General features: G+C 52.1%; 26 protein-coding genes and 1 pseudogene. 13 read left to right on the forward strand and 14 right to left on the reverse strand.

Annotation, left to right across the window (positions count from 1 at the left end; genetic code table 11):
* Positions 1-73 precede the first annotated feature (73 nt).
* Genes GHO41_RS11180 through GHO41_RS11190 form a run of 3 tightly spaced genes read right to left on the reverse strand, consistent with a single transcriptional unit; the run spans position 74 to position 1051 of the window.
* Positions 74-511 carry an HU family DNA-binding protein gene (locus GHO41_RS11180; RefSeq protein ID WP_305977933.1) on the reverse strand — a complete coding sequence of 146 codons (438 nt, stop codon included), beginning with the start codon at positions 509-511 and terminating at the stop codon, positions 74-76.
* The gene (locus tag GHO41_RS11185; protein WP_153433587.1) at positions 421-702 is read right to left on the reverse strand and encodes a hypothetical protein; all 282 of its coding nucleotides are present in this window, start codon (positions 700-702) and stop codon (positions 421-423) included. The genes GHO41_RS11180 and GHO41_RS11185 overlap by 91 nt, the downstream gene beginning before the upstream one ends.
* A 10-nt stretch (positions 703-712) precedes the next feature.
* Complete coding sequence (locus GHO41_RS11190) at positions 713-1051, reverse strand: hypothetical protein (RefSeq protein ID WP_153433588.1); 339 nt, start codon at positions 1049-1051, stop codon at positions 713-715.
* 261 nt (positions 1052-1312) lie between these two features.
* Here GHO41_RS11190 and GHO41_RS11195 point away from each other — a divergent pair, with 261 nt between their 5' ends.
* Positions 1313-1660 (forward strand): TraR/DksA family transcriptional regulator, encoded by a 348-nt coding sequence (locus GHO41_RS11195; protein WP_153433589.1) that lies wholly within the window; start codon positions 1313-1315, stop codon positions 1658-1660.
* A 286-nt stretch (positions 1661-1946) separates the two neighbouring features.
* Positions 1947-2348: a TraR/DksA family transcriptional regulator gene (locus GHO41_RS11200; protein ID WP_153433590.1), complete on the forward strand. Its 402-nt coding sequence runs from the start codon at positions 1947-1949 to the stop codon at positions 2346-2348.
* A gap of 105 nt (positions 2349-2453) precedes the next feature.
* Here GHO41_RS11200 and GHO41_RS11205 read toward each other — a convergent pair whose 3' ends face one another.
* A complete protein-coding gene (locus tag GHO41_RS11205; protein ID WP_153433591.1) occupies positions 2454-3533 on the reverse strand; it encodes a hypothetical protein in 1080 nt (359 codons plus the stop codon).
* 758 nt (positions 3534-4291) lie between these two features.
* Here GHO41_RS11205 and GHO41_RS11210 point away from each other — a divergent pair.
* A complete protein-coding gene (locus GHO41_RS11210; RefSeq protein ID WP_153433592.1) occupies positions 4292-5035 on the forward strand; it encodes a hypothetical protein in 744 nt (247 codons plus the stop codon).
* Positions 5036-5142: 107 nt separating this feature from the next.
* Here the strand turns inward: GHO41_RS11210 and GHO41_RS11215 are convergent, their stop codons facing one another.
* Together GHO41_RS11215 and GHO41_RS30715 are read right to left on the reverse strand one after the other, a co-directional pair.
* Positions 5143-6027: a hypothetical protein gene (locus GHO41_RS11215; protein ID WP_256678731.1), complete on the reverse strand. Its 885-nt coding sequence runs from the start codon at positions 6025-6027 to the stop codon at positions 5143-5145.
* Between the two features lie 153 nt (positions 6028-6180).
* Positions 6181-6270: pseudogene (locus tag GHO41_RS30715) on the reverse strand (SEC-C metal-binding domain-containing protein); the annotation flags it as partial.
* Positions 6271-6677: 407 nt separating this feature from the next.
* Between GHO41_RS30715 and GHO41_RS11220 the strand changes: the two are divergent.
* Complete coding sequence (locus GHO41_RS11220) at positions 6678-8174, forward strand: Fic family protein (RefSeq protein ID WP_153433594.1); 1497 nt, start codon at positions 6678-6680, stop codon at positions 8172-8174.
* 692 nt (positions 8175-8866) lie between these two features.
* On the opposite strand, the gene GHO41_RS11225 is transcribed toward GHO41_RS11220, so the two are convergent.
* The 3 genes from GHO41_RS11225 to GHO41_RS11235 form a co-directional block, all read right to left on the reverse strand.
* On the reverse strand, positions 8867-9319 hold the full coding sequence (locus GHO41_RS11225; RefSeq protein WP_153433595.1) for a hypothetical protein: 453 nt from the start codon (positions 9317-9319) through the stop codon (positions 8867-8869).
* Between the two features lie 365 nt (positions 9320-9684).
* Positions 9685-10233: a hypothetical protein gene (locus GHO41_RS11230; protein WP_153433596.1), complete on the reverse strand. Its 549-nt coding sequence runs from the start codon at positions 10231-10233 to the stop codon at positions 9685-9687.
* Between the two features lie 960 nt (positions 10234-11193).
* On the reverse strand, positions 11194-11397 hold the full coding sequence (locus tag GHO41_RS11235) for a hypothetical protein (RefSeq protein WP_153433597.1): 204 nt from the start codon (positions 11395-11397) through the stop codon (positions 11194-11196).
* 35 nt (positions 11398-11432) lie between these two features.
* Between GHO41_RS11235 and GHO41_RS11240 the strand changes: the two genes are divergently transcribed.
* Positions 11433-11993 carry a hypothetical protein gene (locus GHO41_RS11240; protein WP_178126494.1) on the forward strand — a complete coding sequence of 187 codons (561 nt, stop codon included), beginning with the start codon at positions 11433-11435 and terminating at the stop codon, positions 11991-11993.
* Between the two features lie 593 nt (positions 11994-12586).
* On the opposite strand, the gene GHO41_RS11245 is transcribed toward GHO41_RS11240, so the two are convergent.
* Positions 12587-13222 carry an SOS response-associated peptidase gene (locus GHO41_RS11245; protein ID WP_153433598.1) on the reverse strand — a complete coding sequence of 212 codons (636 nt, stop codon included), beginning with the start codon at positions 13220-13222 and terminating at the stop codon, positions 12587-12589.
* Between the two features lie 107 nt (positions 13223-13329).
* Positions 13330-14166, reverse strand: a complete 837-nt coding sequence (locus GHO41_RS11250; RefSeq protein WP_153433599.1) for a hypothetical protein — start codon at positions 14164-14166, stop codon at positions 13330-13332.
* A gap of 476 nt (positions 14167-14642) precedes the next feature.
* Between GHO41_RS11250 and GHO41_RS30085 the strand changes: the two genes are divergently transcribed.
* Complete coding sequence (locus tag GHO41_RS30085) at positions 14643-14885, forward strand: hypothetical protein (RefSeq protein WP_218580253.1); 243 nt, start codon at positions 14643-14645, stop codon at positions 14883-14885.
* Positions 14886-15507: 622 nt separating this feature from the next.
* Here GHO41_RS30085 and GHO41_RS11260 read toward each other — a convergent pair.
* Positions 15508-16488, reverse strand: a complete 981-nt coding sequence (locus GHO41_RS11260; protein ID WP_096144393.1) for an IS5 family transposase — start codon at positions 16486-16488, stop codon at positions 15508-15510.
* Positions 16489-16798: 310 nt separating this feature from the next.
* Positions 16799-17305: a hypothetical protein gene (locus GHO41_RS11265; RefSeq protein ID WP_153433601.1), complete on the reverse strand. Its 507-nt coding sequence runs from the start codon at positions 17303-17305 to the stop codon at positions 16799-16801.
* Positions 17306-17487: 182 nt separating this feature from the next.
* Between GHO41_RS11265 and GHO41_RS11270 the strand changes: the two genes are divergently transcribed.
* The 4 genes from GHO41_RS11270 to GHO41_RS11285 all read left to right on the forward strand — a co-directional run bounded on the left by GHO41_RS11270 (position 17488) and on the right by GHO41_RS11285 (position 20650).
* Entirely contained in the window at positions 17488-18231 is a 744-nt protein-coding gene (locus GHO41_RS11270) for an energy transducer TonB (RefSeq protein ID WP_153433602.1), read from the forward strand.
* A gap of 233 nt (positions 18232-18464) precedes the next feature.
* Positions 18465-18911, forward strand: coding sequence for a LexA family transcriptional regulator (locus tag GHO41_RS11275; RefSeq protein WP_153433603.1), 447 nt, complete (start codon positions 18465-18467; stop codon positions 18909-18911).
* Complete coding sequence (locus GHO41_RS11280; RefSeq protein ID WP_178126495.1) at positions 18863-20155, forward strand: Y-family DNA polymerase; 1293 nt, start codon at positions 18863-18865, stop codon at positions 20153-20155. The genes GHO41_RS11275 and GHO41_RS11280 overlap by 49 nt, the downstream gene beginning before the upstream one ends.
* Before the next feature lie 51 nt (positions 20156-20206).
* Complete coding sequence (locus GHO41_RS11285; RefSeq protein ID WP_153433605.1) at positions 20207-20650, forward strand: RNA chaperone Hfq; 444 nt, start codon at positions 20207-20209, stop codon at positions 20648-20650.
* Between the two features lie 111 nt (positions 20651-20761).
* Here GHO41_RS11285 and GHO41_RS11290 read toward each other — a convergent pair whose 3' ends face one another.
* The gene (locus GHO41_RS11290) at positions 20762-21286 is read right to left on the reverse strand and encodes a hypothetical protein (protein ID WP_153433606.1); all 525 of its coding nucleotides are present in this window, start codon (positions 21284-21286) and stop codon (positions 20762-20764) included.
* 589 nt (positions 21287-21875) lie between these two features.
* Here GHO41_RS11290 and GHO41_RS30720 point away from each other — a divergent pair.
* The 3 genes from GHO41_RS30720 to GHO41_RS11305 all read left to right on the forward strand — a co-directional run bounded on the left by GHO41_RS30720 (position 21876) and on the right by GHO41_RS11305 (position 26092).
* Positions 21876-24509: an autotransporter outer membrane beta-barrel domain-containing protein gene (locus GHO41_RS30720; protein ID WP_153433607.1), complete on the forward strand. Its 2634-nt coding sequence runs from the start codon at positions 21876-21878 to the stop codon at positions 24507-24509.
* A gap of 190 nt (positions 24510-24699) precedes the next feature.
* On the forward strand, positions 24700-25521 hold the full coding sequence (locus GHO41_RS11300; protein WP_153433608.1) for an alpha/beta hydrolase: 822 nt from the start codon (positions 24700-24702) through the stop codon (positions 25519-25521).
* A 22-nt stretch (positions 25522-25543) separates the two neighbouring features.
* A complete protein-coding gene (locus GHO41_RS11305) occupies positions 25544-26092 on the forward strand; it encodes an Arc family DNA-binding protein (RefSeq protein ID WP_153433609.1) in 549 nt (182 codons plus the stop codon).
* Positions 26093-26612 lie beyond the last annotated feature (520 nt).

Here is a 26612-nt window from a genome sequence, read left to right on the forward strand (position 1 = left end):
AACCTAAATTCTGCCCATAAAAAAAGTCCTGCTAATGCAGGACTTTCTTAGCCACAGAAACTGGAACGTGCAATTACGGATTACAGGCCTCTTTCAGCGTCTTACCTGCTTTAAAGGTAGGATTTTTTGCCGCAGAAATTGTGATTTCTTTTCCGGTCTGAGGGTTACGACCAGTGCGAGCAGCACGGTCTTTGACCTGAAAACTACCGAAGCCAACGAGAGTCAGCGTTTCGCCAGCCTTGAGAGTTTCGGTGATGGACTCCGTAACTGCTTCAAGTGCGCGGCCAGCTGCGGCCTTAGAAATGTCAGCTTTCTCTGCGATTGCGTCGATCAGCTCAGATTTGTTCATAGTCTCTTCCTTTTGGGGTACGCATACGGCCAGCTGTAAGGCATGACCTGTTTTGTCTCGGAAGTCTTGTGTTAAGAGATTCCGAAACTGAAAGTTGAAAGGATCAAGCCGGCGAAGAAAGCACATGCCACGATGCCGATCAGAAAATAATGGTCTGGCCATCGGTAGCGTGCCCCTTGCATCAAAATGGTTTGGGCAAGGGGGACCAAAAGCAGCTTGATGTACTTAGCGTATTCAAAGGCTGGGCTCGTTACTGGCACCCATGCGCCTGCGGTCACGGCAATGATGTAGAAAAGGGTTACGTAGGCTATGAAGCGTTTATTGCTAGTGTCACGCGTCAGGGCTTTGAGCACTGGGAACCTCCTATGCAAAGCCAATGGTGTTGATTTCATCCAACTGGCTGAGTGCAGTGTTGATATTGAATCTATCAGCCTCGCTCATTCTGCGCATTTCAAGTCGTGCCACTTTCTGCAAGGTACGCTTTAACAGAAGGCAAGCACGGACTGCCGGAACCTGGGCTGAGTCGATCTGGGTCGGAACGGGGACGCTACTGCCGTTGGGAAATACCCACATTGCCCAGTGTCGGGCTTGAATTCCAGCCTCTGCCTGGTAGCTGTGGCCAAGGTCTTCCAAGATGGCTGGTGCCAATCCCCCGTAAACGAACCCAGCCGTAACCGGCGCCACCACAAAGCCTGCTTCCATAGAACCTCCGTTTCGATAGCTAGACGATAACGGCCCAATTCCCAAAATCCGCAATGAGGGACAAATAAAATTCGGGTCGTAGTGTTCTTTACGGTGGGCGGGGGAAGCTGGTTATCTGGATAGTGCCAAGCAAAGGAATATAGCCGCTGCTCCGTGGTTGGTGCATCTGCACTGAGTTGAGAGGGATTTCACCCGCTATGTCGTTATCCTGAGTTGTCGATCACCCTTCATGAGGGTCCACCGCAACTACGAGACTTCAAGATGACAGAGGAACAATTGCTGGCCCAGACCGCCGACGACTACATGAACGCTGACCAGTTGGAATACTTCAAACAGTTGTTGCTGGGAAATGCCACAACCGTGCGCGAACGGCTCTCAGCCAACCAGTCGAACGGCGTGATGGAGCACGACACCCCGAGCACAGTGCAAGATCGAGCCAAGGTGCAACGGTTGATCGACATGGACAACCAGAAGTTGAAGCAAATTAGTTATGCCCTGGGTGCAATCGCAGACGACAGCTACGGCTGGTGTGCTGAAACCGGCCAGCCAATCGGTTTGAAACGCTTATTGTTGGCCCCAGAATCCCTATTAGGGTCGGGAATTCCGTAATAAGCATCAACGGTTTGTCTAACTCTGACGGCAAGGTCCAGTTTAATCAGCAGTAGGCATACATGATCAGCGATCAGAAAAAAAAGGCGCCTTAAAAGGCGCCTTTTGTTTGTCAGATCGCTCTGTTCATGTAGCACCCGACAGCCTGCTTCCTTAGCGCCTCCGTGTCGATTGCTGCGTGGTTGGTGCATCTGCACTGAGTTGAGAGGGATTTCACCAGCGAGCTCGTTATCCTGAGTTGTCGATCACCCTTCATGAGGGTTCACCGCAACTACGAGGCATCAAGATGACCGAGGAACAATTGCTGGCCCAGAGCGCCGACGACTACATGAACGCTGGCCAGCTGGAATACTTCAAACTGCTGTTGCAGGGCAATGCCAGAAGCGTGCGTGAACGCATCTCGGCTAACCAGTCGCTCTGCATGATCGAGCGTTACTCAGACGCGTCTGACGCCGCCAGTACAGAGGAAGATCGAGCAAAGGCGCTACGGTTGATCGACATGGACAACCTGATGTTGAAGCAAATCAGTAATGCCCTGGGAGCAATCGCGGATGACAGCTACGGATGGTGCGCGGATACCGGCGAACCAATCGGTTTGAAGCGCTTGTTGTTGATCCCTGAGTCGATATTGTCGGTTGATGCAATGCAGGCACGGGAATCCCGGAACAAGCATCAGCGAGTTGCCTGAGACTGACGGAAAGCTCCAACTCATTCAGCAGTAGGTATACGTAATCAGCGATTGGAAAAAAAGGCGCCTTACAAGGCGCCTTTTTTATTTGTCCGATAGGTTGGTTCATTGTGTAGCAGGGATCATCCAGCCATCTGGTAGCACATGAAATGTTGGCGCTTGAGGTATTGATTTGTCACTGGCGCGTAGCAGGGACCAGAAAACCGAGAGCGCAACGTTACCTTCATCAGCAAGCATTGCAGTGGTCGTAGGGTCGAACGTCACAAGCTCGACCAAAAGGGAGCTGAGAGGGTGGCCTTGATGATTGACTAGCATGGGCATCACCTTCGACTCTATGACAAGCCACCCTACTGAGGTGAAAGTGTGGCCACCTCGAAACAACTGCATCGGTTGATTGTTCAAGATTACAACGGGCTTGGAAGCAAGGTCGCGGGTGCTCTTGATGGCCCGAAGCACCTGCCAGAAAACTTCGTCCCGTGCCCAGTTAGGTGGAGCTGTGAAGCGCTGCGTGAAAACCTCTATTTTTCCAAGCTCACTATCAACAACCCAACCAACGCGAGTGGCCGGTACGGATGGTCCCAGTGAGTCGCGCCCGTCTGTATCAAAGGTCACTTCCCATTTCAGGAAGTGGAACAAATGCACCAGCATCGAGGGATGAAGGTACATTCCGAGCCTATTTGACGTATCCACATTGGAAACGAGTTGGTTGAGTGCTTCTTGGTACTGCTGGTCTATCACACCTCCCACATGGGGGCTCGGTGTCTGATCGTCTGGGTAGTAGCTGAGACGGTCATCGTAGTAGTAGAGCTTTTTTTCATCGACTACGAACTGGCCACATCCCACAGGACAAGAAGTCAGAAACTGGTTAGCTGCATCTGGGAGAATCCCGAACTCCAGAATCAAAATTAATCGGTCCTCCTTGAACTGCACCATTCTGCGCTTTGCGTAGTGCATGTCGGTACGCTCCATGCACTCATCATGCACAGGATTTGCCGGCAACAGCTCTTTCAGTTGTTTATGCGAATCGCAACCAGCCAGTCTTGCTGCAACCCGTTCAGCAATGAAAGCCTTCCTCGGGAAGTAGGTGCGAAATGCACTCAGCCAATGGGCAAGGTGTTGTCGTGAGTTCCAGCGCTCAGGATGAGTACCAGTGCGCTTGAGGGGAGGTATCGGCATACCCGGCATTGAATGATCCATGATTCGGTGACTAGACCCAAAAGGATAACGATGGTGCTGGGCATTCTCGCTCAGGACAGTTGAATTTCTGGCAAAAAAAAGCCCTCCTGGGGGGGAGGGCTAACACCTTGGGGAAGGTTCACGTCCTTGTGCGATGAATATGTAGCCACTGTATGTCGGTAGAGGGTGGCGGCGCCACCGCATGTGTTGCACTTACTGCACCCCCCGGCCTGGAGCGCCAATTCTTCACTACTTTCGTGCTACCTCACGCACACGCTCGGCCAATTCGCGGTAGGTATGTGCTCGGTGGTAGCTGGTAGAAATTACCAAGGTAAGCAAAACGGCAACGGTAAGGCAGTACCAGATATTGCTAGGGGGACGTGCCGTGTATCAGGGTGAACCCACCTTTAATTGGGGTAAACAGGAAGAGCACGTACAGCAGGCTGTTGAAGCAAATGAGTCACTTAGGGGCGTATAGAGATAACGGATGAAATCGTACGTTATGGATTCGCCTGTCAGGTTGAAGCCATTTACGGCAGGTGGAAGGGGAGGCGATTATTGAGCGGCCATTTGGCGAGCAGTCGAAGTTAGTGAAATGGCCGGCGTCTGATCCTGAATCTTGTGCTCGTTTTTGGCTGTGGGGTCACGCAATGATTATTATAGCTGCCATCTGCCATCTGCCATCTGCCATCTGCCTCACTGGTAACGGTGCGGCACCCACCGATTGGAGCTGATAAAATTATTAGTTAAACTCACGGACTAATTCGATGAAAAGTTATTTGGCGGCTTTATCCTTTTTGATAATCACACCGGCGTTTGCATTTTCTGAGAACGCTAACAATGAAATACTCTATCTCAATAAACCCTACACAATCACACATCTGAGCAGTTTCGATATTGACTGCGTGTGGACGAAAGACGAACAAGGCAGGTTGAGAAGTGAAGCAGGTGGGCCGGATGGCTCAGGAGTGTGCTGGGACGAAAAGGCAGTTGATCAAGTTGAGAGATTGGATAAGGAGAAAAAATTAATTTGGCGTGATCCACCTAAGTTTGACTATGAGTATGGCAATAAAAATAAGTGCTACTACATGGTAGATAAAATTGGTGGGTTTGTTGACTTTAGGCTCGGCAAGAATGTCACAGAAGCAGAGGCGGACGAGTGCAGAAAAGATAGCAACAAAGAAAAAGCTCTTAGCCTGGCAACCAAAGTGGAAAAAAAAGTCGAATTTGGTGGGTATGTTGCTACCAAAAACAACATACTTGGATCGGTAGTTCTTGCTTGCTACACCGGAAGCCTAGACAGCGACGGATTGCTGGTGTCTAAAGCAGAACAAGCTAATAGGTTCAAGGCGTTACTGGTGCTGTACGAGGGAGATAGCCAGAATATAAAAAGAATAAATAGTGCATTCAATTTTGCGCGCAGAAATCTTAGCGACCGGTATCCCCTGGACACGCGAGGACAATACCGCGCTGATGTTTGCGACCAATTGGTTCTTAAAGGGAAGCTCTGAGAGGGCGCAAGCTCTTACTTCGTCTGTGTTGTGTCCTATGAGTATTCCTCAACCCGGCGTCAGGTGGATCACCTGCGCCGCATTAGAGTGAGGCCGCCAATTGAATGTCACAACAAGTAAGACATTGTAATGTTTGAAATTGATGGGAAGTGTAGTGAGCGAGAAAGTATGATGGAGCCAAAATCGGCGGGTGAATCTACACCCTGAGAGTACAGTTTTGTTATAAGTTTTTGAGTTTCATTATCGAGTGATTGCCACCATAATGGCGACATGTAAAAATTCTCAATCAGGATGATCATAAATGCACCTAGCGTGTCAGCTGTTAGCTTCATACTCAAAAACTGGTCGATTAGTTTTTTGCAAGTGTCAGAGTGCTCTGGCAGCCATGATAAAACTACATACCCTTTGCCATCACTAGCAAATGAATTGATGGAAATATAATCTGGCATGTCTGTAGCAATGCTTGATATGTGTTGAGCTTTTTTGCCGTTGAAGTCGAACTTTGGTCCAGCTATGGCGCTTCCCATTATTGGTGGCGGTGATTCAAGTGTGAAGACTGCGTAGCATAATTCAGTGTAACTTTCAGATAGCAACATTTTATCGAGCTTTACTTTAATGTAATTTAGATCGTTGGCTGATAAGTTGTTTACATCAATGAGCATCTTTGCAGCTGCTTGGATTTCTATTTGTTGGAATAAGTCTTTGCCCTTATCTAGAGTTTTCATTATTTCAAAAATTGGCAAAACATCTTTTTTGACAGCTATCTCTTTTGAGACTCCACGATATGTAACAAGAAAGCAGTGCAGTGGAATAGGTCTAAAGGGTTCGTTTTCAATAGGCGAAAACAATTCTTTGTCGTGAGTTGAGCAAAATCCAGTAAAAGTCGAAGCGTTATTTATGCCAACTTCCTCAGCTTGAAGTTTTGGTGGCGCACCGTTTTTTGAGCATACAGATAATTTTAGGACATGCCCTTCGTGAGATATTAATTTCAATGACGAGCTTTTGGAAACGGTGTGCGCTTTGATAATCTTGCTAGAGCATTCGTGGAGCAGAGAATCTGGGACGCTGCATGTCTTGGTTCTATTGAGTGAGCTAAGTGCTTGAGTTACCACGTATGGCTTTACCGAGGGTAGGCTCTGAATATTTAGGTGGCAATTTTTATATTTTTTTCCTGATTCGCACCAGCATTGCTCGTTTCTTCCTAAAGCCTTCATAATTTTCCTTTGAACATACATAAAAATGTCACTACGACAACGCTTCGTGTGTGATCGCTGGTGAGTCGGGACTGTCTACTATCAGTTTACCGAAGCTCAGTGGGGTAGCTTTCCTGGCTTGCGTCAACGACGCATATGTCACCTTGACTTGCCTAGCGTCCTTCAATCCGCCCATAAAAACACGTCCCCAGCTCTCGTTTCGCGGATGAGCCTACCTTCGGGCTCCCCCGTTGTGAGTCCGGGGCCGAAATACGCCCAACAGAACAATACACGATGACCACTAGACAGATGCCCCGCTCGCCGAAAATCAGAGACCTCAAAATTAGTGGTTACGCGGCCATTTCGGTTAATATTTTCTGGGCGTTTAGCGCGTATTTTAAGATAATCTTGGCTCGGTTATAAAAATCTAGCCAATTACAGGGGGAAAAATGGGAAATCTGGTGGGTTACGCCCATTTAATCGATGCGATGGGGCTGAAGGCTATCGAGGTAAAGAAGCCCGCACTCGTTCAACCTGTAACCCGCATTGAGCGGATCAACGGCGCGCTTGCAGTCCCGCAAACGGTTGCCCCGGAAGCTGGGGATTTTCTCGCCCACATCATCTTTGCGCTCAAACATGAAGGCGTCAATCTCTCTATTTTGGCGCAGGCTCTGCCTCGCATTGACGGTCAACTCCTTGTCGAGGCCATAACCCATTCTCCCAGCAGTGGCTATCTGCGCAAAGTCTGCTTCCTCTGGGAATTCTACACGGGCGCTTTACTGGACTACGCCGACAAGCCTCGGGGCCCCGGCGTCCTCCTTTTTGATCCAGAGCGGTACATCACTGGTCCATCGGTGCGAAACAACCGCTGGCGCGTGGACTTCAATGGGCTTGGGACACTCCAATATTGCGCGACGGTAGAGCGCACGCCTGAGGTCCAAGCCCTGCTTGAATACGACATTCTAGGGCGCTCGAAAGAGTTCATTGCTTCCTTGCCTAAGGAAATGATGGATCGCGCTATCAACTGGGCTTATCTGAGCGAGACAGATTCCTCATTTGCGATTGAAAAGGAAGCACCAAGCCAGCAGAAGTCAGAGCGTTTCGTTCAGTTGTTGCGCCAGGCGCATGACCGCCAGCCGCTTACCGAAGACTACTTGGTCTCTCTGCAAAACAATGCAATTTCCCAACCGCTTGAATGGGCGGTGGCCTTCCGGCATGAACAAAACCATCTTACCAACTCCTTTCGCGGAGCGGCAGGGGTCACTTATATCCCCCCGCCACCAGACCTTTGCCGGGAACTAATGTTCGAACTCATGGCCTTCGCAAATCGTGCACCGTTGGAGCTTGACCCGCTGGTGGCCGCAGGCATTGCCTCATTCGGGTTCGTATTCTTGCACCCCTTCATGGATGGGAATGGCCGACTGTCACGCTTCTTAATACATCAGGCATTGTGTTGCAGCGGTGCGCTGGAGAACGGTTTATTACTGCCAGTCTCCGTTGCCATGAAGCGAGAGGAGCAACGCTATCTTGAAGCTCTACAGAGCTTTTCGAAACCTGCCCGTCAATTCTGGGACGTTCGGTGGATCGATGCCGACAACATGTCGCTTAACTTCACCGGAGACCCAAGCATCTATCGCTACTGGGATGCGACTGAATGTGTGGCCTTCACGCTGGAAATGGCCAAGCGGGCATTGGAAATCGAACTGAGGGAAGAAACCGAGTATCTGCAACGATACGACACGTTGCTCAAGGTGGTTAATGACAACTATGACGTGCGCGGTAGCCTCTTGAGCAAGCTGATTATGCAGTGCTTAGACCAGAACGGGGTCGTATCAAATGGTAGGCGGAAGCAATACAAAGGGTTTATCCAAGAAGAGGTTTTCGACTTCCTGGAAGGTCACGCCCAGGCCCTTCTGGCAGAAGCCTACGCAGAGCCCGACGACTAATAGTCTAGCGACCGGGGCGGTTGAAGGACTAGTTGTTGATTCTTAGGTTAAAACCGTGTCCATATCAGTTCCGCCATCGCCACTAGGTTTTTGGCGGCCAAACCTCTCAAACTTATCAGCTTTGAATGTGCCCAAAGCGTTGGGTCGATCAGCCGCGTGTCCATCACTGGAATACCTCAAGCCTGCGTCAGAATCCATTAATTCCTGACAGACTTTATTTCGTAGTTCAAGGACTGGTTTTGGAGAATATAAGCTGTCACTGCCCAGGCTGAATCTCTGGCGACTCCGGCCTAGAGCCGTTGAGTCGAAAAACTGTCGCACACTGCAAGCGGACAAGCGGTTTTACTGCGCAGATCGGGGCGATGCTCATCTGAATGGCACGATCAGAGTATCCAGTCGCGACAGGCTTTCGTCGGCTGCGACAGTTTTAATTCTCTAAAACCACAGGCGTAGTGATAGTAGAGATTAATGTCTGTCTCACAGCCGCACGTCCCTTAGGCGTTGTAGCCAGTTAATTTGGATCTTAAAGTCTGTCTCGGCCTACCAGCGGACTGGTTTTCAGCTTCGGGAAAACAATAAAAACTGTCTCGCCTGTCTCCGAACGTGTCCGAACGTGTCCGTCCGTAGCTGGCAGCGCAAGCTGCCAGCCCTGCAAAGCCTGAACTAGTGCCAAGAGCGGGACAGAAACGGATTTAATTGTTTGTAGTCACCTGGGGGGTATCTCCACTTTGCTCAGCTACTATTGCCCGGTAGCGTAGCTTCGCCTCTGCTATTGCCGATTGTGTCACATCACCCAGTCTCCACATGACCGCGATCAGCAGCGCCGACGCAAGGTACTGTGCCGCATGTTCGCTCACTAACGCATTACCTCTTGCGACAACTTGGTCAACAGGCGTCTCGATCATCCAAGCGTGAAAACTGCGTAGAACATCCTCGTGCCCAGGGCCAATGAGTAACGCGCCAACGATTGCCCATGAAGTTATTGCGATGAATCCAGAAATTAGATAGACAAAGGAGGCACCAACTTTTTTCAAGAATGTGGCTGTGCGACCCTTTGCTCCCGTGCCACTGAAATACTGCTTCACGGCGCCGAACGCAGCTTTGGCCGAAAGTCTCATTTCCATACGCACTTGCTGTTTGCTCATTTTCATATCGTGCTCGCTGTCTATGCTCTGGATAATCGGAGTTGCCCGATAGCGCCAAGAAGCCTCACACATTAGGCATTTGCGATGCGAGCCAACCCTGTGCAGATTCTCATCACATTCGTTCGGAAGCCGACACCTACCGATGATCCGACCCCAGCCTTCTCAGATGGCGCAAAGAGGTCGCAGGGTTTTGTCGGCAGCGCACCCCTCCGCCTGGAGGTGATTCCTAAGAATGAAGGTTGTCACAAGTCTCTGCCCCAGAAGTTTGCCGGGGCACATGTGGGTAGCCATGGAGGATAAAAACTGTCGGAGTAACGGCGTGAAAGGGAAGCCAAGGCACCTCATGACTATTTCGATGGCCATGCTCAAACAGAAAACGTGCGCTCGATAGCTAATACTGTGCAGTCGGTGCCATACACCACGCCGAACTGTGAGTTCAGCCACTCACGGAGAAACCTCGGCATCTTCCCAACGGTTTGAACGTGTTTTAAACCCTCAACAGTCGCTACCAGTGTGGGCGCCCCAAATAGGCCGATGGTTGCGCTGGTTAGGTAGTCAATCATCTGGGTGCCACGTATGAACTTGAGTGAGAGAATCAACGATCCGAGGGGCGGTCTCTTCCCGTCCATCGGGGTGTTGATGTGAATACCTGGAGCACTGTCTGAAATCCTGGTAATCCCGGCTCTCATGTCCTTCATGGACAATTGCGACAGGGTTGATCTGACACGACTTTCAAAAGTCGGCTCATTATTAAACGGCCCGCCTGTCTCAGTCGAAACATGCATAACATCCATCACATCAACTGCATCATCGGCGATGAAAAGGCCAATGCTCTTAGGCACAGTCTGTTCGATTGCTGCGCGAGCAGCAGTAGCCAACCCCTTCCAGTCAACCTCTCTGTAGTCAGTCAGCACTGGTTCACCGTACCTATTGAGCAGAACCCCGCTGTCTGGCGAGTGGGGACAAACCAAGAAATGTAGTGCGCTTGGTAACGCCGAACGTTGAACTGCGAGTCGCCATTCATTGTCTTCCATTGAACGTGTACCCCAATTTATGAATTGATCCCCGCTTATGCTAACCCGCTGAACGTCCAGACCACCATTAACTATAGTTGTTGTGGGCTCTCCAAAGTGGCCGGCGCAGTCGAGTCCTGGGCGTAAAACCGTTTCGGCGGTGCCATGTTTGAAAACGCCATCGCGGATTCTGCGCGACAGTTTTTATTACGCTGCGACAGTTTTTAATCTTTCAAAGCAGTAGGCGGCACGTAATCGCTTCGTTTTGAAATAATAGATACCATCATAAGATTTTCGCCTCCTTTAAGCCCTACCCCATTTTTCCTGAAAAACCGTGTAAAACTTAAGCCTTTCTCGGTGTTTCTCCCGAGCCTAATCGGTTCGGGCACAGTGACCGTGATTAACTGCTTTTTGGCTACTTTTGGGGCAATGTCGATTTTTCGCAGTGGCTGTTTTTTTCACTGTTTTTTTCTTCTTCATTTCTACCTGTGACGCTTCGCCACTTAGGATTTTTTCCGTTGTTTTTTTCTTTTTTTTGCCTCTTTTTTCTCTTCCTGGTTATCACTTGTTTGGCTTTAGGTATGCGGCCTAGAAGCTTGTTTATTGGTTTGGGTGTTGGTATCTGCATCTAGTTGAGGTGTGTCAGATTTGCAGTGGGGGTATAACAGCTACGCATTCTTCTGAGTGGGGTAGGCCGGTACAGGCCAAAATTGCAGTCATGTCAAAGTCAACACTGGAGTATCGATTTTGCAGGTTCTGAAAGTGTCGTTCAGGCTATGCAAGTTTTGTAGTTTGTTTGGGTTGGCTCAGGTCTGTTTTTGCGTCAGTAAGGACGACGCGATTCTTACGGGAGGGATGCCATTATAAATAGGGAAAATGCCTTATGATGGTATCTTTTAGATTCGTTCTGACCGCTTCGCCAAGGGTGAGGGTGTGCTTTTGGAGAATTAAAACTGTCGCAAAAGAATAAAAGCTGTCCGGCCCATCTGCGTCAGTTTTATGTTCCGGCGTTATACCGGCACTTGTTGAGAATGCACTGCGCAATTGTGGTGAAATGGTTGCCACAAAATCATCGAGTGGGATCTGAGGTGGCTAGGGCTATGGGTCGGCAAAAAACGGATCTGCGCGACGCGCATATGCATAAGTATGAGCAATTTGCCTGGCAAGACGCATTGTCCTTGGCCGCTTGGCTTAAGAAGTCATTCGACCTGGAAGCCGTGCGCGAGAGCTACGAGTCCAACTCGATTCAGGGCAACAACGATTTTGAAAAATATCATGCAGATGTCATCCAGGAGCTGATAGCCACGTCCGAGAGCCGGCGGCCTGCTTACCTGCGTCGTGCCTGCAAAAATGTAAGCGCCCTTACGCAAGGAGTGATGATTGTTTTGGCGATCATTGCCCAAGTGCGGGTCAAGGAAGTGATCGAGCTTCGGGACCGTTTCCGCCATTCCCTTTACCCTGGAGGCGGCAACCGTGATACCTGCGCCGGTATATACGCATTCAACAATGCAATGCGGGATGTAACATTCATGACATGGCCCACGGCAGTGTTCGAGGCGTTATCAGAGAGGGAATCAAAGAGGGAGGCCGAATGGGCGCGCATTAAACCCGTTGTAGATGAATGGGTGTCTGTGATCGACAGCTTCGACGATGATGACTGATTTGGTGGCCACGCCGTCTCTCGGCTAGGAAAGCCCCCCTCACGCAATCTACGTTCGTTGCGACGGTTTTAATTCTCTAGAGCTTGCCGCTCCAGCGGCTCTTTGACGTGTTGCGACAGTTTTGCGATTTGGTAGCCTCGCATTGGTGGGCACGTATGCAGCGCAACGGAACGAAAGTTGTAACTCTGTGAATTCAGGTGTGCTGCCACGAAATGAAGTCTGTCGGAAGTAAATAAACTCTGTCGCAATTGCCCATGGCGGACATGACAGTTGGGATCAACAGGATTTCAGACCGTGCTCCAGGTATACACATCAACACCCCGATGTACGGGAAGAGACCAGCCCTAGGCTCGTTGAGCCTGTCACTTAAGATCCTGCGTGGCCCACAGTTGGGCGACTAGATAACCGGAGCTACCAACGTCCTATTTGGTGCGCCCGTAACGGTAGTGTCTCATGAGGGTTTCTAGCCAGTTCAATCCGTTGGAAAGATGCCCAGGTTTCTCCGTGAGTGGCTGAACTTGCAGTTCGACGTGATGTATGGCCATCGAAATAGTCGAGAGGTGTCTTGGTTTCATTTGCATGCCAGAACGGGTCTAGCTGGTCGCCAGTCGATCAGCAGGGAACTGGCGCATGAAATCCATAGCCTCGCTGGCAGGAGCATCCAGCCAGTCGGTGTACAGCCGTTTAGGAAGCACCACTACCATGCGCTTTTCGTCGTTTGGCTTGTGAAAATTGCGCATTAATTCGTGGTTGCCCGCGTTGATTGTTAGGATCGAGTAGCTGTGAATAATTTCACCAGCAGGACTGCGCCACCAATCCCATAGGGCCGCTATCCCCATCGTCTGGCCATCGGCCCGGAAGATGCGTGTAGGTACTGCTTTGCCAGTTCGCCAGTCTGGTTCGTAGAATGCAGAGGCTGGCAGAATGCAACGCTGACACCGTTTCCAGGCATTACGGAATGATGGCTTTTCAGCAGCGGTTTCTGATCGACAGTTAAAAGTTCTGCGGGCAATTTTCGTGTCTTTGGCCCAGCCTGGGATAAGTCCGAAAGAACCTGTCATGCACTCCAGCGTTGGACCGGGTTCATCCTGGGCTTCCGCGTTTTCCGGCCTGCGGATGAACGGACCAAAATAGGTAGGCCAAAGGTCGAGTTTTCCTTGATCGTAAGGTTTAACGCCAAATTCAGCGGCGACTTGCGCGGGGGTAGGGGCTTCGTAATGGCTACACATTTCATTATCCGTCAGCAAATTTTGCTACCAGTAGTCGATCAGGTGCAGCGCTGACCATCCCTAGAATGATAGCAAGTGTATCGCGCCTCGCAGGCTTGCTGTTTGCGCTACATCTGCCAGCCACAGTCGTAATCGACCTCGCTCAATTCCTTAGTTCGAGGATTGAAAAGGCTCTGCTGCTGCTGACTGGAGATTACCCCACGGGTCAGCATGTTGATGCTGTCCGGGAAGGCAATAATCGACGTGCCGTCGAAGGAGTTCGCTCCCACCTGCGCACAGGCGTTGATTCGCTTGAGGCTATTAACTCTGCCAACATGCAAATAGCAGCCTTTGCGCCTTGCCAGCGCGGACCACGCATCAAGCGTTGCCAGCTTCCACGGAGTGGAGCCTCCTATGAACAAACCCACCATTGGGCCAAGATAATCACGCACGTCATCGACACACATACCGTCCTGAACTGCAATTAGCTGCTGTTCTGGCATCCCACGCAGCCTGTGGAGCCATTTTAGCGAGAGGTCTAGGCTGGCCATGCCCCCAGCCACAATGTCTGGCAAGACAACCCAGTCAGCGCCTTCACCAACCTTGTCGATCGCTCGCGAGAAAGCATCCTCATCGAAGCTTTTGCCTTGTTGATACGCTGACCATGCGCCATTGTCTAAGGCCCATCGCTCAAAGTGCTCAGTTCTGAGAACGCCAGCAGCAGAAACCAATATTGACCAACCCATCTTGCGCATGTTGGCCAACGTAGTCTTCGTCCCAGTTCTGCTCGCGTAGGGACGCAGTAGCGGCGATGCCGGCGCCAATCGTTCCTCAATGCCCGGTTCGCTATCTGCTGTACCGTCAACACAAAAATACGAGGCGTACTCGGCATAGGCCTGAGCATTACTCATACGCTCGCCATTAGCGTACTTAGCTGTCCACGCTGGGAGATTGGTGTCGTTCATTTTGTGCTCGCCTGTTTTGATGCGTTCAGGCTAATGGCTGGGATACGGTGTCATCGGGGGAAGCATGCAAAATGGCCACACCCAATAATCTGAGGTGGGGTGTGTAGTGAGCGCGGAGGACGGTTATCCTCATATCACAACCCCGGTATTTAGCCTTTTGATAGGACATTCAAATGGACGCAACTCAGTCGAGAGTTCCCACCTTTGCCCCCCTGGCTTTCTCCCTCAGCATTCGATCAGAGAGCGCAGGCCCAGCATTGGCCAGCAACGCAGTGCATGCAACGAACTCGATAATCTTTTCGGCCCTGATGGCCAGCGCCGGTGCGGCAGCGGTGGGAGTTGTCCTGTACACCTTCATGCCGTTGTGGCTTAGCATCCCGCTCGCAGTATTGCCGGCTGTGAAGTGCTTCAAGTTTGCTAAACGCTACTTCAACACTGAGTACCCAAAGGCGCGTGTCGAGGCTAACCGGAACATAATGCTAAAAGTTATCGACGCTGAGGATGCAGACCGCTTCGCGTCTGTTGTTGAGCCCATCGTCAATGCCCAATACGGGAATCAGGAATGGGCGAAAGTAGCGAGTGAGCTGCGTGTGCGCCCCGGTGCCGATCCCTACCTCTATCTGGCCACTGTGTTTACTTTCGCCCCGGATTGCTGGAAACCCGCTACTCGCCGTGTTTACGACTTGCACCTGAGCGGTGTGGTCCCTGATCAAGCTTGAGGGCGGACATATGCTCGACACTGAACTACATCAGCTGCTGGCGCCATACATCGATGCCCCGGTCGAATGTGACGGGTTTGCACGACTGGCTCATACAGCGCTTACTCATGCCGGCATTGAGCACACTTGCATGATTGGAAGGATAAAATCAGAAGATGGCCATCGCTGCACACCAACTCACCTTTGGCTTGAATTGGAGGATGGGCGGGTGATTGACTACCGTGCGCGGATGTGGCTGGGGAATACAGATTGCGTACCAAATGGGGTATTTCATCACTCTTGTTACAAATCCTGGGCCTACGATGGACAGCCAATTGAACTTCCAATCTTGAGCCCAGTAATTTCGAAACTACTATTGCTTGCCATACCGTTAGGACCTGATTCCCACCAATAACGCGAGGGATTATGGGCGATTAACAACTCTGAATAAGCGGGTTGTCTTTACGAAATAAATGCCAGCTATGTCTAATTGGCGACTAATGCTTTAGTCGATCCTTAGGGATGCTCCGATCAACTTGCCGCGCAGCGATGGCAGGCCGTAATTCACCAGGCAATCAGCGCTATTCCCTGAAAACGGCCTAATACAGTGTGCAGCGGAGCGTTTTCCGCCCGGTTCTCCGTGTTAAGTGCGCAACTCACCCAAACCCATCAGTCGTTTTCGAGCCATCCACAGGTTCGACAGGGCGAACAGCGTGGTCAGTTGGGCCGTGTTTTTCATCAGCCCACGAAAGCGTACTTTCACGTAACCAAACTGGCGCTTGATAACCCGAAACGGATGCTCAACCTTGGCGCGTGTCTGCGCTTTGCAGTACTCGATCTTGCGCTTGGCTTTGTACAACAGGCTGCGTTTGTTCAGCTTGGAATACGTGCTGCGCCGAGCCGCGATTTGCCAGATCACGTCACGATTTTCGTGCTCTTCACGCTTCTCGACACCGGTGTAACCTGCGTCCGCATAGACCGCGTTTTCGTCCCCGTGGAGCAGTTCAGCGACTTGGGTGACATCGGCCACATTGGCAGCGGTGCCATGGACGTGATGAACCAGTCCAGACTCAACGTCAGCGCCGATGTGGGCCTTCATACCGAAGAAATACTGGTTACCCTTCTTGGTCTGATGCATCTCGGGATCGCGCTCGCCGTCTTTGTTCTTGGTCGAGCTTGGGGCATGAATAATGGTCGCGTCGACGATGGTGCCCTGGCGCAGTGACAAGCCTTTGTCCTGCAAATAACCGTTGATGACCGCGAGGATTGCAGGAGCCAGTTGATGTTTCTCCAGCAGGTGCCGGAAGTTCATGATCGTGGTGTCTTCCGGTATCGGCGCACTCAACGTCAGGCGTGCAAACTGGCGCATGGGGGTGATTTCGTAGAGCGCTTCTTCCATGGCTGGATCGCTGAGGGAGAACCAGTTCTGCAGCAGGTGAATGCGCAGCATGGTTTCCAGTGGGTAAGGTTTTCGACCGCCACCGGCCTTGGGGTAGAACGGCTCGATCAGGCCGAGCAGACCTGCCCAGGGCACGACCTGATCCATCTCGGCAAGGAAGCGTTCGCGGCGGGTTTGCTTGCGCTTGCCGGCGTACTCGAAGTCGGAAAAGCTCATCTGGCTCATGGGAGGCTCGGATCAGGTGGTCGGGCGATTTTCGCATATCCGGGACTTGTTCGGAGATTCCTTAGCATCAGTGTTTGTGGTCGGGTAGGAAACGAACTGTCACTTTGCTATTATAACTTTAGCGAAAGATGACCTCTTTCGCCAAAGGACTGGCACACAGTGACCAGCATAGGAAGAGATAAGCTGAGGCTTACGAGAGGCAAAGGATTTGCGCTGTGACAGAAGGGGAGTTCGGTAGCCACTTGCACCGGACTTGATGTGATGGGGAGCGTGGGGCCAATTTTGGCCCCATTTGTCTTTCAGGATTGCCTTAATTCTTTGCCGCTTCGCTCGAAGCGGCTGCCTTTCCATCACTACTCAATGCTTGACCACTGGTATTCTCTAGCGCTTGTGGCTCTGCGCTTGCGGGCTCGCTGGGTGCCGGAACTGATTCTGATACCGTAGAGACCGGAGATATGTCCAGTTCAGTTGCATCCGGCAGTTTCTCGAACAGCCCATCCAAGGCATCTGACAGCTCACGTTGAGTCGGCTTCCTCGAAAGAGGGGCATCGCCCTGGGCTGTGTGTTCGGAAACCTCAGCTCGCATCTGCTTCAACAAGTCCAGCGCTTCTTCACTTACCATCCGGTTGTGCTCAACGGTGGACTCTACTTGGGCTAGCCGCCGATTCTGTTCTGCGCCGCCAAGTAGCGTGTAATAAATGTGCAGGCTGGCGCCACAACCAATGACGGCCCCCATCACCGCCGCCAACATCGGCTTGGCTTGCGCAACGGCAATAGATAGTTTCTTGGATTGATCTGTTTTTTGCGAAGTGCTCATGGGAAATCTCTCGGGTACGGTTCCTCACAGTGTCCAAAAACGCACAGTTCGTTGCCACTGCGGTCGGTGCACTTACTTGGCACCTCGCACGCATCGAGTAAAAGCAACGGGTTGAGTTGCTGGCGCTGAGCTGTTTGTAAAGACTGGACGCACCACCGGCAGACCCATAGAGAAGTTGAGTTATGGAACAGCAACAGACCTTGGAAACGAAGGCCAAGGTAAAGTCATTCTTCAAAGCGCAGTGGTTTCCATCAGCGGCTGCTAGCCTCGCTCTGGTTATCTCCATTGGCGGACATGCGTTCACAGCTTTCAACTCCGTTGGTTTCGTTGAGTCGGCGAACAAGATCGAAGGCTTGGAAGCGTTCCAAGCCACCACTCAACGGGTTGATGGAGCCCAGGATCGGGCCATCCAGATTCTGAGCGCCGAGTTGGCAAAGCTCGCCCGTACAGTCCAAGCGTTGCAGGCTGAAAACGCAGTGCTTCGTCAGTCTCAGATAGACAGCAAAAAGGGATCGAAATCAACACCGAGCGGTTCCGAGGCCGTCAAACAGCAAGCATTGCAGAATGCCCAGCTTGCGAAGAAGGAACAGCACCCGCTTCCCAACGGGGTCAATGAGCGCTTCGATGGCCTAGTGCGCAAACGCATGCAACCGTTCTTTGAAATAGCACCTACCCGGTCAGGCGCCGAAAGTCTGGATGACGATGATGTTGTGGTGCTCCAGCTCGCTGTAGATCGAGCAGGGCGACTTACAGATGTTCAGGTAGCCAGCACCAGCGGCCAGATCGAGTTCGACAATGGCGCTGTTAAAGCTGCGCTGCGCATGAGCACAATCCCAGAAATCGGACGCCTGAACGACCAAACCTACTCCCAAGTGAAAGTGTTCCGCTTATCCATTACCCCAGAGCAAATGAAAGCCCCGAACTGAAACTGGCTGGACCTTGAAGAGGTGGCCATGCTTTTCAGAACTGGGTCATTGTGTGAACCTTCCAAACTCGCAAAAAGGGCTCAAGCAGAGCCCTTTTTTTGGGCTGCGCGATTCTCGTAAATGTGCATCCATAGCCGCCCCGCGTATCAAATCCGTGCATTCCATCGCCGTATATGACGGCCAGCCAAGAATCTGCATATACTGGATACTTAGCCAGTATATGCGAGACCGATATGTTCAATGTGGTACGGCGACTCGGTTTAAACGACCACCCTATACCCCTACGGTTTTTTGCCGAGGTCGCCTGTGGTTGGCCGCTTCCAGGGGTAGATTTTGAAGAGGCCCCGCTTTCCCTCGATGAGTTGGTGAGCGTAGGTGCTTACTCGACGTTCCTTGTGCGCGCTCGCGGGGACTCGATGTACCCACTGATTCGCGACGGCGATGTGTTGGTGGTGGACAAAAGCCTCGACCCTGTACACGGCGATGTTGTAGTTGCGGTGGTGGCCGGCGATTTCACGGTGAAGCGCTTGGGAAGGGCCGGGGGACAGCACGCGTTGATTCCAGAAAACCAAGCAATGGCGCCGATCCTGATTGGTGAGGACGAACAGGTTGAAATTTGGGGAGTGGTAACTTGGAATTTGCACAGCATGCGCAGAAGTCCAATGAAATCATTGGGCTAGCTGATGGTCACTGCTTTTATGTGTCGTGCCATAGGTTGTTCGAACCCCGCCTGCAAGGTCGTCCTGTCTGTGTATTGTCTAACGGGGATACCAGCGTAGTCGCACGCTCGGATGAAGCGAAAGCTCTTGGTGTAAAAATGAGCCAGCCCCGCTGGGAGCTTGATGATTTGGTACGCCGGCAAGGACTTATCTTAAAATCTTCAAATCACGACCTGTACGCCGACGTTCACCGAAGATTCATGCTATCTCTACGAAGTTTGGTCGTTCAAATATCTCCGTATTCCGTCGATGAGTCCTGGTTGCTACTAAGCGGAATGAGAGGCGACCTGGGGGAGATTGGGCATCGAATCCGCCAGCACGTACTGAAAACAGTAGGCATACCAATTGGCGTAGGCATATCCCACAACTTCACCACTGCTAAGCTGGCCAACTGGGCAAGCAAGAAGTGGAAGCGGCAAACGGGGTCAGTGGTGGCCATAACCGACTACGAGCGCATGCGGAAGCTGATGGCCGTGGCCGATGTGAGTGAGGTATGGGGGATTGGTAGGCGGCTGACTGATCACCTCAAAAGCCACGGCATAACTACCGCGCTTCAACTTTCTGAGGCAGACCCAAGACGTATGCGCAAGCTCCACGGCATCGGGCTGGCCCGGACGATACGGGAGTTGAATTGGGAGTTGTGCATCGGCCCTGATGATGATGGCAGCCCACAAAAATCAATGAGTTGCACTCGTACCTTCCCCGGCCCGATTGATAGCTTTGGCGAAATTGCTAAGTATTTAACAACCTTTTCTTCACTTATTGGGGGTAAGCTTAGGGCGCAACGGCTAATGGCCACTACAGTGCGAGTTTTCCTGATGCCATGCCGTAGTTCCGCGGTGACAGTACAGGGGAAATCAGCGACAATCGCACTCATCATTCCGACTAGCGATACCCGTGTTCTAATCAGCGCCGCATTGGAAGCATTAAAGCTGTGCTTTACGGATCATGGGTCGTGGATTCGAGCTGGGGTGGTGATCCTCGAAACAGTAACCGAGTCGAACTACACCCCGGATTTGTTTGCACCCGAACCGACACCACGCAGTAAGGAATTGATGCTCGCGCTCGACCGGATCAATCGAAAATCAGGGAATGGCACCGTCCGATTTGGTTCTGAACATCAGAACCTTGGTCAGCTCTCCCGTTGCCAATATCCAACTAAACGCTCCACTACCTCATGGACTGAATTGCCAGAAGCCAAGTAACGGTTCTTCATCCGGCTTAGCAGGGATAACACAGGGAAAAATGGTGAGTTAATGCCCGACCAGCCGGTGCCTAAAAAGCAGAATCGACGGAACCCGAGATTCAACTATGCGTTGGAAACAGTCGTAGACCGTACTGTGCGCGAACAGAATCGATTCCTAGAGCATTGCCAGGAAAAACGAATCGAGTTGACCGTCTTCGCCACAACCGGGGCCTCCTTCAACGGCATCATCCACCAGTTCGACAGGGAAACCATCCTGTTCGGGGGCAGCGGGAAGAACGCTACCCCACGACTTATTCTCAAAACCTTCATCGCTATGATCATTCCTCGCGATGCGATCAATCTTTTCGAGGCATATAAAGGCTTGGGCACCGCCCGGACCAAAAACCGGAAAAAGCGGTTCATTGAAGCTCTGGAGAGACTGGGCGACGATACTGAGAAGGCTGGCGCTGATGGTGTACACGGAGAGCCAAAGCAGATCGAGGCTACTCCGTAAACTGCCAGAACACTTTTTGGCAAAGGCACTGCGGGGAAGGGTGAAGCGACAAAGCGGTGGTGACGATTAAACGCAGACGGCAAACCGGCACCTTACCGCTTCAATCAAAGCTTAGAACTCGTCTACAGAGTCATCCATCACGTACTGACGGAGCAGCCGCGATGTGGCGGACTTCACTTTATTGCTTGGTCGGAACAGGCTGCCCTGGAGCTTTCTAATCTCTGCGGGGGTGACAGAGCGGGTCACGGAGGTGCTTTCGCCGAGGAAGACCAAGTTCTGGTCATAGGCCATGGTGCGCATAAAGGTGGGCGAGATACCGGCCTGCTTGGCCGCTTCTTCGCGGGTGTGGGTCAGTGACAACTCGCGGAGGTATTCGACGAAGCCGTTCACTGACTCCTGATCCCGGCGCCGAGCGCGCTCACGCAACTCGGGTGTGATCTTTTCGCAATCCAGTGAGGCCACCGGCTTGCGGGATACTGAACGTGCAAGGATTGCGGAAGTGTGAACACGCTCGCGGTTGATCGTAGCGCTGGACAAACGTTTGGTACGGTTGCCGTCAGCTCCTGCAAAAATGATCCCGTGTGTGTCTGCGAACTCTCGCAGGAAGGGGATGCTCATCTGGTGAATGCTAGCCATCTGACGAATCGAGAAAATCTCACTTCCGCCACGAATACGGTTAGCAACCTCAAGCTCCCGAGCGACCATCACACTATCTTCGGACGGAGAATACTGTGTCCTTCGCGCACGCGCACATTGTTGCATTACCAAAATCCCCTTGGTTTCAATACGACGATGGCCACTAGGCAGGCGATGCAAACTCGCGATGCACTGTGATCACACCATTGTCGCTTGATCTGTCTTCTGTCATTCCCACGTGCCCGAAGGCATCAAGGAGTGACTTTTTAGTTTTAATCTCAATGCCCATCATGGGAATCGAGAAGTGCCACCATTTTGGCAGCACCATGCCAAGATTACAACGCCAAAAAACAGACGCCCATGAATACAGGCAGTGGCAAATCGCAAGCTTGCTGATTCAGGGGCCGCAATCGTTACACAGGCCTAAATCGTCAGTCCGGGCACCTTATATAGAAAAAATTCAAAAATAGTAGCGAGTTCTGTGGATTCCAGACACACGGTCGTTATTATCCCCCCAACAAAGCAATACGCCCAGCACATACCACCAGATGCAGGGCGAAATCAGACAAAAACATAAGGACATTAGAACGTGGCTAATTTCGGCAGTAAGACTTTCCTGGCTATCGCAATCGCAGCAACGGTACAAACCGCACAAGCTACTGACTTCGATGTAAGCGGTCAGAACCGCACTGAAATCGCTACCGGCTCCTACGACAGCATCACCCTGACCAATAACGGCGTGCGAGCTGATGGCCAAGGCGGCGTGAAAGCCGATGGTCCACAAGTGGCCGGGGATTTTGTCAGCAACTCCAATTTCGCCATCAATGGTGACTCCGTTACTGGCATCACCATTGATAACGACTCAGCAGACGGCAACATCGGCGGCAGCTTCGTTAACAACGGAAACATCCACGCCAATGGTTACAACGCCATGGGCATCAACATTTCTGACACAGTAATTGGTCAGTCGGGAGTGGTAGATGACGCCATCGGGAACGTGGTCAACAACGGCAACATCATGGTCGGGGACAACTCCGGCGTTGCACCGACTGACGTTCAAGGTGGCATCGTGCTCCAGCACGTCAGCTTGTACGGCGATCTGATTAACAACGGCGTAATCAGCGTTGCAGCAGACGGCATAGCCGGTATCAAGGTAGATGGTCAAGACGCAGTAGCTAGCGACACGTTCAAATACGCACGCATCGAACGCGACGTTGTGAACGCTGGGGTCATCAACGCGACTGGAAAGGACGCTCGCGGTATTGAGTTGAGCATGGTCAACTTCGACCAAGACGTTGAAAACAGGGGTGTAATCAACGCCAGCGGCCAAAACGCAGTTGGACTGCGCATGGATCGCACTGACTACAACCGCATCCTGAACACCGGCACCATCCAAGCCACCGGCAAGGACTCTATCGGTATCGAGGTACGCGAATCGTTCGGTAACACTGTCCTGAACAACGGGCCGTCGAGCAGCACCGGACAGGACGGTCAATACCTGATGAAGAACGGCATCATCAACGAAGGCAATATCGTTGCAGAAGGCGTCGGCATCAAGATCACCAATGACTTGCTTAATACCGGCAACGGTGAAACCAGCAACGTAGACAACTTCTACCGCATCACCCAAAACAACGGCTTGATTAGCGGCGGTGACGCGGCTATCGACGGCAACGGCCAGAGCCATCTGTACCTGAATGGCGGCAGCATCGTTGGCAACATCGAAGGCATTCGTAACGCGTTCGTCAACGGCGACGTGTCCATTTCCTCCAACCTGATTGAAGCCGACTCGCTCGACGTAGTGACTGGCAACCTGTACGTCGCGGAAGTCACCAACGTGACTGGCAAAATGTTCGTTCGCAATAATGCCGGTGTGAGCCTGTTCGTGAACGACAGCACTGATCCGAGCAAAGCAATCGTATCGGTAGGTGGCAAGCTGACTCTGGAGCAGGGCTCAGTTGTTGGTGTAACTACCAATCCCGGTGCTTTCAACAAAGCTACCACCAAGTACGTTCTAATTTCTGCCGGCGAACTGGAAAACCTTGGGGCTCAAGTGAAAAGCCTGACTCCGCTACTGTCCGTGACAGATGTTACCTGGAGCAGCACCGACCTGACCGCAAACATCGGCCTCGCGACTGGTGAGGAAGCTGGTAATGGGCTGAGCGCCATCGGTGTAGACCGTAACGGTCTCGCTGCTTCCAAGGCATTCATCGACAACGTGCTGTCGAAGCTGCCACCCAACAGCAACCTGTACCAGACTTTCATCAATGCGAATGGCGATACGCTTCGCCGTCTTGCTTCCTCTCTCCAGCCAGAAACCAACCGTGCAGCTCAGAGCGCTTCGCTGTCCGCAACTGGCCTGACAAACTCTGCTATCGGCAGTCGCACTGCGGCAGTGGGTGCCAACTCCGGTGATGCACTGGTAGATACCGGCGCATGGGTAAAAGTACTGCACGGCAACAGCGACCAAGGTTCTCGCGGCGGAATCTCTGGCTACGGCGCCAACTCCAACGGCCTGATCATCGGCGCCGATGGCAAGCTGAACGATGAAACTACTCTGGGCCTTGCGTTCAGCCACGTTCACACCAATGTTTCCAGCAACAACGGTAACGACACCGAGGTGAACACAAACCTGCTGAGCGCCTACGGCTCTTGGGAGCAAGGCCCGCTGTCAGTACTGGGTAGCCTGTCGTTCGGTAAAGGTGACAACGAATCCAAGCGATATGTGGCTGGAGAGCGTGCCAAAGGCGACTACGATTCGACCGTTCTGTCTGCTGATCTGAGCGCAGGTTACAAGTTCCCGTTGAATGAGAACCTGGACTTGATCCCGACGCTTGCCTCCCGCTACTCGAAGGTCAAGATCGACAGCTTCTCTGAGAAAGGCACAGACGCATCGCTGCACGCCGGTAGCCAGTCGCTGGAAGTGTTCGACGTTGGTGGTGGCTTCAAGCTGCAAGGTAACTACGGTGACTTCAAGCCGAATGCTCGCCTGATGGCCTTCCACGATTTCGCCCAAGACAATGCGAACACCACATCGTCGTTCATGCTCGGAGGCAACACCTTCGCTACCACTGGTGCCCCGGCCACAAAATGGACTTACGAAGCTGGCGTTGGCCTGGAGTGGACCCAAGGGCAGTACACCGTGGGCGCGTCTTATGACTACACGCATAAAGCTGATTTCAATGCCGATACGTTCTCGATAACAGGTCGTTATGATTTTTAAAATCAGACCACCCTGCTAGAACACAAACCCGCCTATGGCGGGTTTTTTGTTTCCGCCACCTCAGATAATGAAGTGCTATGAGTTCGGTGGATATAAAGGGCCAGACCGTTATCATCCACGCAGACAAACCAAATCAGAATCAAAACCTGGGCCTGCTACCACGCCGGCACCCAGAACAAGGACACACACGATGATTCAACTTCGACGGCGCCTCGGCCAAGTCTGCGCACTGAGTGCTGCGGTGTTGGCTTCGGGTTGCGCCATGAAGCCACTGGACCTGAACAGCGCCAGCCAAGGCAGCCAGTTAAAACCCGTTGCGGTAAAAACGTCAATATTCACTATCCAGACGCTCCAACCCACCACGGTGCAGGGCAAGGTTTTGCGGGTGTATATCGAAGGCGATGGTCGAGCCTGGATCACCAGTCATACGATCAGCAATGACCCTACACCAATCAAGAGTATGGCTCCGGGGCTTGCAGTCCGCGACCCGCAACCATCCGTGTACTTAGCTCGGCCTTGCCAATTCGTCCTGGGGGCGAATTGCACACAGAGCGTATGGACTACAGCCCGATTCAGCACGGATGTGATTCAGGCTGAGAGTGAAGTGCTGGACACCCTCAAATCCCAATATGGGGTTCAAGAATTCGAGTTGGTTGGATACTCAGGGGGTGGGGCGGTTGCGCTTCTGCTCGCGGCGGCTCGGACCGATGTCAAACAGGTCCAGACCATCGCTGGCAACGTAGACCCTACTGCCTGGACAGAACTGAAACACATTGCCCCACTGACCGGCTCTCTTAACCCTGTGGACTTCGCCGACCAGTTGGCCAAGGTGCCTCAACGCCACTTTATAGGCATGAACGACAACGTGGTGCCGCCTGACGTTGCCAAGTCCTACATGCTCAAAGTTCAGCCCGATTGTGGTGAAAACGTTTTCGTGAATGCAGATCACCACACCGGCTTCGAAGACAGCTGGGCAGCCTATCGTGACAAAAGCGTGCAGTGCGACCGCTGACGCCCTGCAAAAGGAATTATTTATGAAACAGTTGACCAACCCATTGGCTATTGCAGCTTTCACCCGTGCAGCTGTAGCAGCAGGCCGGGTGCCTCCAGTTCGCAGGATCAAAGGGGATAGTAGAAGCGCAGACAAGTTTGTCATTCGCGGGTATGTCGAGCTTTTTGAGGAAATATCAGGTATCGGCACCCACCAAGGCCGAAGCATCAATTCCGAAGTCGTAGCGGCAATTCTGGATTCACTGGACGGGCAAGTACGTTCTTTGTCTGAGGTGAGGATTCTGAAAGCTCACCTGGGCGAGGAAATGGCCAAAAATGTTTTAGCTGTGGTTCCAGACTTCACTCTCGATACGTGCAAGGAAGAAAGAAGATTCATCGTGCGTTTCCCGCCCAATGTACGAGACAAAATCCGTAAGGGCGTCGAGACAATCTCAGTGGGCACCCTTAAAGCACCCAGCATGAACAATTGGATGCTTACGGCCCTAGTGGCTTGGGTCAACGTACAGCGCCAGCACTATGCACTCCTAAGCGCCTCCATAGCGATTGACCAAAAGCTTTTAGAAGGACGATAGGTGCTAATTAGAATAGTAAAAACTGCTGCGCAGAGCTCCGCCTGCGCCTTGCTGCTGACAGGATGTGACTTCATGGCAGCGGTCGGCAGCAAGGCGCTTGCACTTTCGGGGTTTGCTCACAATCAACACGCAACTTTGGTCATGGCACCTGGATACCGCGTCAGTATCAACGGACAGTCTGTTCCGATCTTCGGCTTTGATAAATGCCCACCCCCAGACGAAGCAGTGGGAAAGATTGCCGGCGCCGAGGCACTTGCGGGTCAATCAATCTGCGTTGTGATCAAGCCGGGTGCGCTATCAGTCGAAGTATTGGCCGGCTTTCCTGATAGGCCTGAGCGGGAAAAATGGACCGTTGAGCGTGAGGGGGACATTACACGCCTACGGCGCCCAGACGGTGGGCTTGTGGTGCCTGCCAGCTAGCAACAGCAGTTCCAGAACGCAGGGTATCCGTCCGGCGAAGTCATCTACCCAGCCCTGCAAAGCCAAGACATGGTGTGCACTTAAATTTAAGTGGGCACCA

The sequence above is a fragment of the Pseudomonas sp. FSL R10-0399 genome, from assembly GCF_009600165.1.
GTDB lineage: Bacteria > Pseudomonadota > Gammaproteobacteria > Pseudomonadales > Pseudomonadaceae > Aquipseudomonas > Aquipseudomonas helleri.

Bases quoted from the DNA above. Each gene is read 5' to 3' on its own strand.
- GHO41_RS11180 (WP_305977933.1), bottom strand. From the start codon at position 511: ATGGCCAGACCATTATTTTCTGATCGGCATCGTGGCATGTGCTTTCTT.
- GHO41_RS11190 (WP_153433588.1), bottom strand. From the start codon at position 1,051: ATGGAAGCAGGCTTTGTGGTGGCGCCGGTTACGGCTGGGTTCGTTTAC.
- GHO41_RS11195 (WP_153433589.1), top strand. From the start codon at position 1,313: ATGACAGAGGAACAATTGCTGGCCCAGACCGCCGACGACTACATGAAC.
- GHO41_RS11200 (WP_153433590.1), top strand. From the start codon at position 1,947: ATGACCGAGGAACAATTGCTGGCCCAGAGCGCCGACGACTACATGAAC.
- GHO41_RS11205 (WP_153433591.1), bottom strand. From the start codon at position 3,533: ATGCCGGGTATGCCGATACCTCCCCTCAAGCGCACTGGTACTCATCCT.
- GHO41_RS11210 (WP_153433592.1), top strand. From the start codon at position 4,292: ATGAAAAGTTATTTGGCGGCTTTATCCTTTTTGATAATCACACCGGCG.
- GHO41_RS11220 (WP_153433594.1), top strand. From the start codon at position 6,678: ATGGGAAATCTGGTGGGTTACGCCCATTTAATCGATGCGATGGGGCTG.
- GHO41_RS11225 (WP_153433595.1), bottom strand. From the start codon at position 9,319: ATGAGCAAACAGCAAGTGCGTATGGAAATGAGACTTTCGGCCAAAGCT.
- GHO41_RS11240 (WP_178126494.1), top strand. From the start codon at position 11,433: ATGGGTCGGCAAAAAACGGATCTGCGCGACGCGCATATGCATAAGTAT.
- GHO41_RS11245 (WP_153433598.1), bottom strand. From the start codon at position 13,222: ATGTGTAGCCATTACGAAGCCCCTACCCCCGCGCAAGTCGCCGCTGAA.
- GHO41_RS11250 (WP_153433599.1), bottom strand. From the start codon at position 14,166: ATGAACGACACCAATCTCCCAGCGTGGACAGCTAAGTACGCTAATGGC.
- GHO41_RS30085 (WP_218580253.1), top strand. From the start codon at position 14,643: ATGCTAAAAGTTATCGACGCTGAGGATGCAGACCGCTTCGCGTCTGTT.
- GHO41_RS11260 (WP_096144393.1), bottom strand. From the start codon at position 16,488: ATGAGCCAGATGAGCTTTTCCGACTTCGAGTACGCCGGCAAGCGCAAG.
- GHO41_RS11265 (WP_153433601.1), bottom strand. From the start codon at position 17,305: ATGAGCACTTCGCAAAAAACAGATCAATCCAAGAAACTATCTATTGCC.
- GHO41_RS11270 (WP_153433602.1), top strand. From the start codon at position 17,488: ATGGAACAGCAACAGACCTTGGAAACGAAGGCCAAGGTAAAGTCATTC.
- GHO41_RS11275 (WP_153433603.1), top strand. From the start codon at position 18,465: ATGTTCAATGTGGTACGGCGACTCGGTTTAAACGACCACCCTATACCC.
- GHO41_RS11285 (WP_153433605.1), top strand. From the start codon at position 20,207: ATGCCCGACCAGCCGGTGCCTAAAAAGCAGAATCGACGGAACCCGAGA.
- GHO41_RS11290 (WP_153433606.1), bottom strand. From the start codon at position 21,286: ATGGCTAGCATTCACCAGATGAGCATCCCCTTCCTGCGAGAGTTCGCA.
- GHO41_RS11300 (WP_153433608.1), top strand. From the start codon at position 24,700: ATGATTCAACTTCGACGGCGCCTCGGCCAAGTCTGCGCACTGAGTGCT.
- GHO41_RS11305 (WP_153433609.1), top strand. From the start codon at position 25,544: ATGAAACAGTTGACCAACCCATTGGCTATTGCAGCTTTCACCCGTGCA.